Annotated in this window: 9 protein-coding genes; 4 read left to right on the top strand and 5 right to left on the bottom strand. The window is 39.7% G+C overall.

Translation table 11 applies throughout. The annotated features are described in order from the left end of the window. Positions 1-67: 67 nt before the first annotated feature. A complete protein-coding gene (locus B4N43_RS21450) occupies positions 68-1,048 on the bottom strand; it encodes a hypothetical protein (protein WP_201669144.1) in 981 nt (326 codons plus the stop codon). A 272-nt stretch (positions 1,049-1,320) separates the two neighbouring features. On the opposite strand from B4N43_RS21450, the gene B4N43_RS21445 reads away from it, so the two are divergent. After that, on the top strand, positions 1,321-2,946 hold the full coding sequence (locus tag B4N43_RS21445; RefSeq protein ID WP_088162112.1) for an ABC-F family ATP-binding cassette domain-containing protein: 1,626 nt from the start codon (positions 1,321-1,323) through the stop codon (positions 2,944-2,946). 129 nt (positions 2,947-3,075) lie between these two features. On the opposite strand, the gene B4N43_RS21440 is transcribed toward B4N43_RS21445, so the two are convergent. Further along, the gene (locus B4N43_RS21440) at positions 3,076-4,062 is read right to left on the bottom strand and encodes an endonuclease/exonuclease/phosphatase family protein (RefSeq protein ID WP_088162113.1); all 987 of its coding nucleotides are present in this window, start codon (positions 4,060-4,062) and stop codon (positions 3,076-3,078) included. A 203-nt stretch (positions 4,063-4,265) separates the two neighbouring features. On the opposite strand from B4N43_RS21440, the gene B4N43_RS21435 reads away from it, so the two are divergent. From B4N43_RS21435 to B4N43_RS21425, 3 genes are read left to right on the top strand one after another with little or no spacing between them, the layout of a single operon-like run. Beyond that, the gene (locus B4N43_RS21435; RefSeq protein ID WP_120332706.1) at positions 4,266-5,441 is read left to right on the top strand and encodes a glycosyltransferase family 4 protein; all 1,176 of its coding nucleotides are present in this window, start codon (positions 4,266-4,268) and stop codon (positions 5,439-5,441) included. Beyond that, a complete protein-coding gene (locus B4N43_RS21430) occupies positions 5,429-6,430 on the top strand; it encodes a lysylphosphatidylglycerol synthase transmembrane domain-containing protein (protein ID WP_286736144.1) in 1,002 nt (333 codons plus the stop codon). Before B4N43_RS21435 ends, B4N43_RS21430 begins: the two co-directional genes overlap by 13 nt. Before the next feature lie 49 nt (positions 6,431-6,479). After that, positions 6,480-7,571, top strand: coding sequence for a glycosyltransferase family 4 protein (locus tag B4N43_RS21425; protein ID WP_286736142.1), 1,092 nt, complete (start codon positions 6,480-6,482; stop codon positions 7,569-7,571). A gap of 70 nt (positions 7,572-7,641) precedes the next feature. Here the strand turns inward: B4N43_RS21425 and B4N43_RS21420 are convergent, their stop codons facing one another. From B4N43_RS21420 to B4N43_RS21410, 3 genes are all read right to left on the bottom strand, one after another. Then, a complete protein-coding gene (locus B4N43_RS21420; protein WP_286736141.1) occupies positions 7,642-8,871 on the bottom strand; it encodes a sterol desaturase family protein in 1,230 nt (409 codons plus the stop codon). A 341-nt stretch (positions 8,872-9,212) separates the two neighbouring features. After that, positions 9,213-10,796 carry an MDR family MFS transporter gene (locus B4N43_RS21415; protein ID WP_120332704.1) on the bottom strand — a complete coding sequence of 528 codons (1,584 nt, stop codon included), beginning with the start codon at positions 10,794-10,796 and terminating at the stop codon, positions 9,213-9,215. Between the two features lie 2 nt (positions 10,797-10,798). After that, a complete protein-coding gene (locus B4N43_RS21410; RefSeq protein ID WP_088162118.1) occupies positions 10,799-11,902 on the bottom strand; it encodes an HlyD family secretion protein in 1,104 nt (367 codons plus the stop codon). Positions 11,903-11,907 lie beyond the last annotated feature (5 nt).

The raw sequence follows: 11,907 nt of genomic DNA, 5'->3' as shown, positions 1-11,907 counted from the left end.
CCCTTATTCATTAAATTTCCTTCCACATCCCCTTCACTTCCCATCAAACTTTCAATGAATCAACATATTAATCACGAATCGGTTCATTCGTTTGTGCTAATCGTTGCGACCCCGTATTTGCCGGACAGGCAATATCATCTGTTGCATCGTATACAAGCTTCTTACCATTCAACTTTGTAATCAGTTCTTGAGGGACATACACCTGAACTTTGGTAACCGCATAACCACTTGGATAATAACGAACATAATAACCATCAGGATGAAGCGTCCAAATACCACTTGGCACGTCCGTACGAGGCTCAGCCATACCAGCTAAGATCGCATATTGTTCAAAATCAGCGTACGAATAGTTTCCTGAGGAAACGAGCTGCCGAATATTATTTTCTGCTTCAAAGATTGTCTGTACTGCCGGTGGCATCTGGTCTTTTGCCTTTTGGACAACGTCAAATGGCAAAACGCCGAGTGCACCACCTTCCAAATGTAAAATTTGTTCAGCTGTAAGCAATTTTAAGGCTGTCTCTTTCACCGGGCCCGAATAATCAATAAATTTTGTCTTCGCAATGATCGTCCACAATAGCATCTGTATGTCTGATTGCGCAACTTCAGGGTGCTTTTCAGCGCTTTTCAAAATTGCAATGACCACGTCTCTCTTCTTGCCCAATGTAGGTGCATACATATATCCATCACCTTTCGAAGGCGCATAAGTACCCGCTTTCAAGCAATAGCTCTTATTGGTCATTTCAAAATGTCCAGCCTCCAATAAGTAACCATCATTGCCATTCTTTTGCAAATTTTGTAAAGGTTTATAAACAGCCGTATTTTGAAAATCGGGCATTTGCTCCCCCTTCCTATTTACATCTTCAAAACTTGTACTAATCGCTTCGGGCTCTTTTAAAAGTTTATCCAGCCCAAGTACCTTGCTTCCCTTGGAAGCAACGGCTTTGCTTGCCTTATCCAATAGCCCTCCAAATTGAGCCGAGGCTCCTTGGATATTAAATAAAAAAGCAACTGCAAGTATAACGACACCCGTTATTCTATTTCTTTTCATAATTGATTTCATTTCAGCTCTTGTCCACAAAAAAGAAGCCAATTTAAATCACCAGCACAATATTTATAATTTATTAATTCATTATTTGCACACATTGCTGGATTTCACGCTTCATTTCAAAGATCCTCTCCATCCATTGAAATTTCAGCGCATACAGGTTTGCCAAAGAAGCTAAAAACAGTGGATTTCCCCAACATTACTCTCTTCAATTTCTCCTGAAACTGATCACCGTAAATAGTTAAAAATACAATATTAAAACGTATCTTTGCAGCATGATTAATGTGTCAAATCTCTCCCTTCGTTTTGGTAAACGTGTACTATTCGAAGATGTCAATCTAAAATTCACACCTGGAAACTGTTACGGTATTATTGGCGCTAATGGAGCAGGTAAATCTACTTTCTTAAAAATTATCTCAGGGGAAGTTGATCCTTCGACAGGTTCAGTGGCATTCACGCCAGGCGAACGCATGTCTGTTTTAAGTCAGGATCACTATGCTTTCGATGAGTTTACTGTTCTTGAAACTGTCATGATGGGTAACCAAGAGCTTTACAAAATCATGAAAGAGAAAGATGCCATTTACATGAAAGAGGATTTCTCTGATGCCGACGGCGAACGTGCTGGCGAACTGGAAAGTCTTTTTGCTGAAATGGATGGATGGAATGCCGAATCTAATGCCGCAACTTTATTGAGCAGTTTGGGCATTAAAGAAGAACTACATTATAAGTTAGTTTCTGAAATTGACGGTAACCAAAAAGTCCGCGTACTCTTAGCGCAAGCATTATTTGGCAAACCAGATATTTTGATTCTCGATGAGCCTACCAATGATTTGGATATTAATACCATCGCATGGTTAGAGGATTTTTTAGCGAGTTACGAGGCAATCGTCTTAGTTGTATCCCACGACCGTCACTTCTTGGATGCTGTATGTACGCATACGGTGGATATTGATTTTGGTAAGATGACAATCTATACGGGTAACTACTCGTTCTGGTACGAATCTTCTCAATTAGCGTTAAAGCAACGTTCTGATCAAAACAAGAAAATGGAAGATAAAGTGAAAGAACTTCAGGAATTTATCCGTCGCTTCTCTGCCAACGCTTCCAAATCCAAACAAGCTACTTCTCGTAAGAAAGCATTGGATAAAATTAATATTGACGAGATTAAACCGTCCAACCGTAAATATCCGGCCATCATGTTCAATACCATGAATCGTGAACCAGGAGATCAAACGCTGCAAGTCGAAGGATTAAGCAAAACGGTCAATGGTGAGGTATTCTTCAAGGATATTACCTTTATGATTAATAAAGGCGATAAAATCGCTGTTCTAGGTCCAAATTCATTGGTTACGACAGCATTTTATGATATTATAACTGGTAGAGACACCGATTTCAGTGGCGAATTCAAATGGGGCGTGACCATCACTCCTGCCGATATGCCGATTGAAAATGCCGCATTCTTCGAAGGAAAAAGTGATAATTTGGTCGATTGGTTGAGAGACTATACAACTAACCCAGAGGCAGACGAACAATTTATACGCGGATTTTTAGGGAAAATGTTGTTCTCTGGAGAAGAAGTTATGAAGAAAGTATCTGTACTTTCAGGGGGAGAAAAAATGCGTTGTATGTTTTCTCGCATGATGCTTCAAGGTGCCAACTTCCTAATCTTTGATGAACCAACCAACCACTTGGATTTGGAATCTATCACTGCATTGAACAATGGAATGTCTGATTTTAAAGGATCAATGTTGTTCACATCCCGTGACCACGAATTGACTGAAACTGTTGCAAATAGAATCATCGAATTGACGCCGAAAGGTATCATCGACAAATTGATGACTTACGATGAATACATTAATAGCGATGTGGTGAAAGCACAACGTGAAGAAATGTATAAATAAGATAATTTATCCCAATTTAATAAAGGCTCCATAATTCATTTTATGGGGCTTTTTTGATGCACAATAAAAAAGCACTGAGGGGTTCAGTGCTAATCGCGATTGATATGAAAGAATTGAGAAAGTTTTACTTTACTGAACCGAAGGTTTGACAACACGCCAACCTAATTGTAAGGACACCGCACAATGGTCGGATAAATCCTGTCCCTTTTCGTTTTGAAAAAGCTTTTTTTGAACCTGATAATTCTTTGCCTCAAATAGCAAATGATGGTTATTGCGATAGTAAATTTTATCAATACCTTCGCAATCCTCTGTCAACTCCAATGCTGTTTTCGCTTCAAAATTCACTTGATGCCCAGGAATATTACCTTTGTTGCGTAAACTTACCCATGCATCTACCAAACCTAAGTCCTTCTGAAAAGAACCGATGTTATCCAGCTCGTAAGCATAATGTGCATTAAAGTCGCCCATAATCAAAAGTGGTCTGTCAGCCGAATACTTTTTAATATAGGCCTTTAGCTGATTTATATTCTTCTGCCGGGCAATCGTTGCATTCGGATCATCCTGAGCAGTCGCATGTACATTATAAACATCAATAAATACTTCTTTGGCCAATTGAATTCGAGCATAAGAAAAGCCTTTAGGCGTCAGACAATCTGCGCCATTGCAATCAGTCCAGCCTACCCGCTCAAACTCAACAATAGGATATTTTGAAAGTGTGCTCAGTCCGTCCCCAAAAGGTACCCCACCCATATTTGCCGTTCGGTAGCTATGCTTATTTTCGCTGTAGAGGAACTTGTTGTAGTTAAAATCTTCCTGCACATTGACAATATCAAACCCATTGATCCGATTGCCGATCGACGTAATACTGGAAGACCGCTCGGTTACAGCACTGGAAATCAATTCAGGAAGGCCAGCTATATTGTACGTTAACAAATTTAGCTTTCCGTAAGTCGCTTCCGGCATAGCTGCATACACAGCATTACTGAGCTTTGGCTGTTGTTTTGGCTTCAACTTAAAACCCAGCATAACACCCGCAGACGCACAAATAAATAAGATGACAATCTTTCGAAAACCCTTAGGTCTAATTTTTTTTTCGAACAATAGATCTAATAGCATGGATTGAATATTTCGTTCACTCCAAAGCTACTGCGCCAACATTAGCTCTATTATCATATTCAATTAATTCTATTTTTAATAATTATGCACAAATTATTAAAAACTAATAATTTATAAACACTATAATGACAAAAGGTTAATACCTGCATAGCATAGGAGTTACAGCTTTCAGCTATTTTTATACAACCCCTAATAAGAATAACATGAGAAAGGTAGCCTTCTTTACAGAGATACTCGTCGAGGATTTTGACGGTGCATCACGGACAATGTTTCAGCTAATAAACCGTATAGACCAGCAGAAATTCAACTATTTTTTTATTTATGGTGGCGGCCCTACGCAATTTCGCAATTTTCATTCTTACAAGGTACCCACGTTCAAAATACCGGTCAACGACGATTATTGTCTCGCTATTCCTCAGCTTATTAAAAAGAAACTTGAGCTCGCCTTAGATAAATTTGCTCCCGACATGATCCATATTGCAACGCCTTCGCTTTTAGGCTTTTTTGCATTAAATTATGCCAAACGAAAAGGTATTCCTGTCCTTACGATATATCATACACACTTCATTTCATACATTGCCTATTATTTCAAAAACATACTCCCCTTAGTCAAGCCAACTGAACAATGGATGAAAAAAGCAATGAATAACTTTTATAACAAATGTGATATTGTCTATGTACCCACCAAATCTATTCTAAACGAATTACAGCAGATCGGCTTACAACAAGAAGGATTAAAACTGTGGCAAAGAGGAATAGACACAGCCTTGTTTAACCCCAATAAAAAGAATCTATCTCAGCTGCAGACTATCACAAAGAATAACAAACCAACAATCCTCTTTGTCAGTCGTATCGTCTGGGAAAAAAATATTAAAACGCTTATTGAAATCTATCAACAGATACAAGCTCAGAATCTTGACTATAATTTCATTGTTGTCGGTGAAGGAACAGCCAAAATAATTGCAATGCAAGAGATGCCTAATGCCATTTTCTTAGGAAAGAAAAGCCATGATGAGCTTGCAATTCTATATGCTTCGGCAGATGCCTTTGTTTTTCCGTCGGTCTCAGAAACGTACGGAAATGTCGTTGTCGAAGCATTGGCATCCGGACTTCCTTGTGTTATCGCCGATGGTGGGGGTTCGGCTTCCTTGATTCAGCACGGGAAAAATGGATTTAAGTGTCAACCTGAAAATGCAGCTGGATATGTTTACTACCTCAAAAAAATTCTCTCTGACATGAGCCTAAAAAAGAATCTCATCAATGAAGGTCTATCCTATGTCGGACAACTGGATTGGAATAGACTATCTGGGTGCTATTTTAATGACATTGAACTATTGATTGACAAAACACAGGAAGTCGATTTGGCATGGGCAAACTAACAAACCCAAGCCAACTCATCAAAGGTATTTTTCTATTTTTGATTCTGGCGTCCATCACTGTCTTTTTAGCGAAAAGCGACTTAAATGCCTTGAAAAAAGAGCTCTCCTCCGTTGGTTATCGCTTTATAATTATTTTGTTTACGACTTTCGCGGCCTATTTTGTTGGCACATTAGCTTGGTGGATATGCTTGGGCTCCGCAAAAAAGAAGGTCAATCTGATCGAACTCTTTGCCATCCGTCAAATCGGGGAAACCGTTGGACTATTCAACCCTACAAGCATTATAGGTGGTGATTTATTAAAGGCACAATTGATAACCCGTTATGACATTCCCTTAAAAGAAGGATTGAATTCAGTTGCAATATCCCGTATTACCGCCGTACTGTCTCAATTGACACTCTTTTTGATTGCGATGCTTTGGTTGGTATTTTCTCCCTTAAAAAATGAAATTATACGCTACGCAGGCCCGGTAATATATATTATCTGTCTATTTTTGTTCCTTTTGATGATCCTGATATTTTATTGGTTAATGGTTGCAAAAAGTCCCTCGCAAACCAAGGCTTCAACAGCAACACTTTTTGGAAAAGCAATAGCGCATTTTCAGTCACTACTTTGGAACGTAAAAGACTTTTATCGGCATCAAAATAAGGTTTTTTGGTATTCTTACTTACTTTTTGCACTACATTGGATTATTGGCAGCCTTGAATTCTATTATATTCTAAAATTTTTGGGTGTTGCAGTACAACCAATACATGGTTTAATAGTAGATATGAGTGTCATTGTGCTGAAAAGCATCGGTGCTTTTATTCCAGGGCAACTGGGTATTGAAGAAATCGCCAATAAGCTCCTACTCCATATGATCGGTATTACTGGGGGTAGTATTTGGCTCAGTGCTTCATTATTACGTCGCGGCCGACAGCTCACCTGGGTAGCGTTGGGTTTTATATTTTATCTATGCATCAAAAGGAAACCAGTACATGTATCCATCTGAAATAGAAATACTATTTGTCAGCCACAAATATCCCCCAAGTGTTGGCGGTATGGAAAAACAAAGCTTTGAACTGATCAATACTGCGGCTCTTTACTTGAAGGTACACACCTTAGTCTATGACAACCGGGAACCTCTTTTAGCTTTCTTCTTCCAGCTGAATCGCCGAATTCTAGCCAAAATTAACGATAACCCCGGCATCAAGCTTATTCACTTTAATGATGGTTTAATTGCGTCTTTAGCCTCTTTTCACAAAGGATATTCCCATTTAAAACGAGTTGCCACGCTTCACGGACTGGATATTGTATTTCCCTTTCGCTATTTTCAACGTAAGATCATACCGCGGTTTAATACATTTGATCAGCTTATTGCGGTTAGCCAAGCTACCGCCGACGCCGCCCAGTTACGTGGTATCGATCCATCCAAAATTATTGTTATACCCAACGGTGTAGATCCGATACACCACTCCACTGCAAACAATGAATCAGCCTGCCAAAGCAAGCCCTATTTTATCACTTTGGGACGCCCTGTTAAACGGAAGGGCTTCTCGTGGTTGATGAAACATGTCATTCCCGCTATCCAGGGTGATTTCAAATTACTGATGGTAGGTCCATTCGATCACGAACCTACATGGAAAGAACGCCTATTGGAGCTTATACCCAAAAAGATAAATCATTTAATCACCTTATTCCTCGGATTTCCGACCGATCAGGGGGAGATCAGAAAATTACTGAAAGCGTACCCCGAAAAAATTGAACATCTTGGAAAAGTCCCATTCGAACAACTGCAAAGCCTCTTGACCAACGCACAGGCCTTCTTGATGCCCAATATTGAAGTGCCCGGAGATATGGAAGGCTTTGGGCTCGTCTGTTTGGAGGCTTCTACAGCAGGCACCATTGTTGTGGCCGCCGAATTAGAAGGAATTACAAGCGCCGTAACACATAATTGCAATGGCCTGCTCCTGGCAAGCAAAAACCAAAATGCATGGATCGAACAACTTCAAGCCATTTTAGCAAATCCAGTCCATTATAAAAGCCTGAGCCTACAATTTAAACAAAATACCCTAAAACAATATAGCTGGGATATTATGGCCAGATCCTATTGTCAATCATTTGCGGACTTAGTTACAGCAGCAGACCAATAATTGACAGTAACACTTCATAGATTTGACCGCATCTATCATTTAGAGGGAATGGCTCTCCAGAAAGCACTTTTCAACATCTTTCAAGACGCAAAACTTTTTTATAGTGACCTGCTAACGTTTTATAAAAAATCAATTGAATCAAAGCGAAACATCCTACCAAAACAAGCCCCAATGCTGAATAAAAAGTTAGACTGATATACAGTAGTAATAAGAATAGCCGAAGCATCTCAAGTGGAAAAACCCAGTCTTCATGTTCTAGAAGTCCCCCAATACAAATGACGCTACAGAGAATAAATCCTCCGCCAATAAGGAGTTGTATGAGTTGCTGATAATTACCATAAAGCAAAAAAAAGAAAAGCAAGAGCATCGTCAGCATGGACTGAAAAAAGATATAGCGGCTTAATACCTGTGCATGAACTTGTGGCCTAGCTCCTGCAAATATGCGCTCTTCCAGTTCTTCTCGAATTTCAGGCTGTATATCGTCAGGCCTACCAAATATAGTCCGCATTTTGTTTTTAAATCCTTCGGCCCGCTTAAATGATAGACCAATTTCAAATAAATAATGAAAATGCTGCCATAGAAAAGTGTAGCGATGAATGGGCTTTGTGAGTCCATAGACACAAGGTTCTTCTTTTTGTTCCGGGATAAATGTTCCGAATAGCTTGTCCCAAATAATCAGGATATCTCCATAATTTTTATCCAAATAGATTTCATTGCTGCTATGATGCACCCGGTGGTGAGATGGCGTTACAAATACACGCTCCAAAATCCCCAAATTTCCTACGGTCTGCGTATGGGAGAAAAATGGATATACGCCATGAATCAACAAAATAGCGGTCATCATAAATGGAGGGAATCCCAAAAGGGGAATAAAAGCCCAAAATAACGAACGGAAAACGGCTTGAAATATGGTGATCCGGGCTGCTACGGTAAAGTTATAATCTTCACTTTGGTGATGTACAACATGAGCTGCCCACAACAAGTTTATTTCATGGCTATACCGATGATACCAATACCAGAGAAAATCTGTAAATAGAAAAAGTATAACCCAGGTCCAAACATTCGCTTCAATGTGAAATATCGCAAAGTTTTGATACACCCAAACGAAAAAAAAGTAAAACAAACTAACAGAAAACATATCACACATACGCTCGACGATACCAACATTGAGATTTGAGATCGATTCATCAAAAGAATAAAAACGTTTCTGTTTTTTGAGGCTATACCAATATTCCAACACCATCAAGATTAAAAATAAGGGAATGATAAACGCCAAAAAATTAAGTTTTTCTGTATACATGCAGTCGCTATTTTGAAGACAAAAAATCTACCTTAATCGCAATTCAACAAGAACCGTCTTTTCTGATGCCAAAAGATCAATTCTTCCAAGCTCTTTATTATTAAACAATCAATTTTAAATCAGGTTTTTCAATGGACAAAAATGTATGCTTTCTAACGTCCCGACAATAACAAAAGCCAACTCAAAAAGAAACGCCAACTCAACGTGATTTTCTACCACAAAAGAACGTGCACAAAAGAAGTCCTCAAAAAGTTAAACACTTTTGAGGACTTCTGATTGAACGATAAATTATTCTTCACTGATGGTGCACTATAATAACAGCGCAGCAGACGAATCCAATATTAATGTACACTGGACATATCGATCTGTGTTTTCCCCTGTTTGATCATCAATACAAAAGGGACACAAATCAGAAAGACAACCCCGAGGTACAGGAACACATCCATGTAAGATAGCACTGTTGCTTGTTTCATCACACTCAAGTCCAATATTTGATGCGCTTTGGCCAAAGCCTCATTAGGTGAAAAACCTTTCGCCTGAAAACTCATCTGCAATTGCTGCACCCGTTGTTGCACATCAAACTTACTTGGATCTAAATTAGCCACCAGATCAACACGGTGTTTTTGGCTATCACGGGCGATAAATGTCGTAATCAAAGCAATTCCAAATGAACCACCCAATTGACGCATCATCCCAGTAAAAGCAGCTCCTTCACCGATTGACTTACCATGTAACGTTGATAAAGACAGTGTCATAACAGGCACAAACAACAATCCTAGGCCAACTCCGCGGAGAATCAATGGCCAAAACATATGCTCCGAACCTGTATCGTTTGTCATGAGGCTATACATCCAAAAACAAAAGCCAAAAAAGATACATAGCCCTAAAGCAACCATATACTTCTGAGGAACACCATTTTGGATCATCTTACCGATAAAAGGCATCATGATACCGGTCATAATCGAACTCGGTAACAAGAGCAAACCAGCATCTGTTGCGGTCCATCCCAATATCGACTGCGTATAGATGGGAATAATAAAGGTCGATCCGAACAAGCCAAAACCAAGAATAAAGCTCATCACCACACCCACCTGTAAATTCTTATCCTTCAATACACGCAGGTTAACAATCGGTTTATCGTACACCAATTCCCGCCATATAAAAAACAGTAATCCAAAGACAGACAAAATCGATAAGCCTAAAATCAAAGGATCGTCAAACCAGTCATCCTGTTGTCCATGTTCCAATACAAACTGAAGTGAACCAATAAACATGATCAAAAATATCATACCGAACCAATCCACTTCCCTAGCAGACTGCTTTTGACTGTATTTAGGACTGCGTACAAAAGATAAGGTCAACAAGGTCGCAATAATGCCAAGCGGCACATTGATATAAAAGATATAAGGCCAAGAGAAGTTATCGATGATGTACCCACCCAACGGCGGCCCTAATGTAGGACCAACAATGACGCCCATCCCGTAGATAGCTTGGGCCATACTACGTTTTTCTTTGGGATAACTTTCCGTGATAATAGTCTGGGCTGTAACCAGTAAGGCTCCCCCACCCATCCCTTGTATAAAGCGAAATGCAACAAGCTCCCACATATTGGTTGCATTACCGCACAAAAATGAAGATACTGTGAATATGATAATAGAAGCCGCAAAGTAATTTCTACGCCCAAACTGTTGGGACAACCAGCTGGTCATCGGAATCACAATTACATTGGCAATTGCGTAAGCTGTGATAACCCATGCGACATCCGTCAGCGTCGCCCCCAATGAACCTTTCATATCGTTCAGGGCCACATTGACAATCGTTGTATCCACAATTTCCAACAGCGCACAAAGCACCGCTGTAATCGTGATTACAACGCGACGAAAACCATATTCAACCAGACTATCTTGTTGATTTAAATTTTCCATAGTTATTTAACATGCACATCTACGTCAGCATTCATGCCCGGTCTGAGCAAAGCCACATTTTCTGCTTTATTGTCTTTTGTCAATTTGATCTTTACGGGTAAACGCTGAACAGTCTTTACAAAGTTACCCGTTGCATTATCTGGAGGCAATAAAGAGAAACGTGAACCAGTGGCTGGAGAGAAAGAGTTTACCTCGCCTTCAAACTCAATAGCAGGATAAGCATCCACTTTAATACCGACTTTTTGTCCAGGTTTTATTTTTTCCAATTGCGTCTCCTTAAAGTTAGCAACGACCCAAGTTTCAATATTATCTACAATGTAGAACAAAGATTGACCTGGATTGACCATCTGCCCTGGTTGTACCTTGATATTCGATACCTGGCCATCCACAGAAGCAAGTACTGCAGTATAAGAAAGGTTCAATTTAGCCGCTTCAAGTTGCGCATTCGCTCTTTTTATATTTGCCTCAGCAACAGAAGTTTGCTTTGAAGCTACTGTAGTCTTACTCACGACTGCATTACGTTGTGAAGCACTGGCGTTACGTTGTTGTTGCAAAATTTCAACCTGCTTGTCAGCTTCCAATTTCGCTGTTAATGCCTGCTCATACTGTTGTTTCGTAATTGACTGATTGTTGTATAAGTTTTGGTAGCGGATATAATCATTATTCGCTTGCTTAGCACGAATACGTGCTGCATCGATGCTGCCCAAATTAGATTGGATCGTTGCATCCGAGATGGCTACATTCGCCGAAGATGCAGATACATCTGCCTTCGAAACATCAAAGCTACTTTGAGCTGCTGCCAAGGCTGCTAGCGCTTCATCCACACGAACCTGATAATCTTGGCTCTCAATGGTGAACAACGTATCCCCTTTTTTAACCAAATCATTATCTTTTACGTACACTTTCGAGATAAACCCACCAACACGTGGAATGATCGGACTCATATTTTTCTCTACCTGCGCATCGTCTGTCGTTTCATGCGCCTGACCGTGCATATATTTATAAGCACCATAGGCTCCTCCGAAGATGACCAATGCAGCCAAAATAATTGTGAATTTTTTATTTGTACCTTTCTTTTCAGGTGCGTTTTCTACTGTATTTTCCATGTCTA

The sequence above is a fragment of the Sphingobacterium sp. UBA1897 genome (assembly GCF_002337775.1).
Lineage (GTDB): Bacteria > Bacteroidota > Bacteroidia > Sphingobacteriales > Sphingobacteriaceae > Sphingobacterium > Sphingobacterium siyangense.
This window is presented reverse-complemented; position numbering and strand designations above follow the sequence as displayed.

Bases quoted from the DNA above. Each gene is read 5' to 3' on its own strand.
- B4N43_RS21435 (WP_120332706.1), top strand. From the start codon at position 4,266: ATGAGAAAGGTAGCCTTCTTTACAGAGATACTCGTCGAGGATTTTGAC.
- B4N43_RS21430 (WP_286736144.1), top strand. From the start codon at position 5,429: ATGGGCAAACTAACAAACCCAAGCCAACTCATCAAAGGTATTTTTCTA.
- B4N43_RS21440 (WP_088162113.1), bottom strand. From the start codon at position 4,062: ATGCTATTAGATCTATTGTTCGAAAAAAAAATTAGACCTAAGGGTTTT.
- B4N43_RS21415 (WP_120332704.1), bottom strand. From the start codon at position 10,796: ATGGAAAATTTAAATCAACAAGATAGTCTGGTTGAATATGGTTTTCGT.
- B4N43_RS21425 (WP_286736142.1), top strand. From the start codon at position 6,480: ATGGAAAAACAAAGCTTTGAACTGATCAATACTGCGGCTCTTTACTTG.
- B4N43_RS21410 (WP_088162118.1), bottom strand. From the start codon at position 11,902: ATGGAAAATACAGTAGAAAACGCACCTGAAAAGAAAGGTACAAATAAA.
- B4N43_RS21450 (WP_201669144.1), bottom strand. From the start codon at position 1,048: ATGAAAAGAAATAGAATAACGGGTGTCGTTATACTTGCAGTTGCTTTT.
- B4N43_RS21420 (WP_286736141.1), bottom strand. From the start codon at position 8,871: ATGTATACAGAAAAACTTAATTTTTTGGCGTTTATCATTCCCTTATTT.
- B4N43_RS21445 (WP_088162112.1), top strand. From the start codon at position 1,321: ATGATTAATGTGTCAAATCTCTCCCTTCGTTTTGGTAAACGTGTACTA.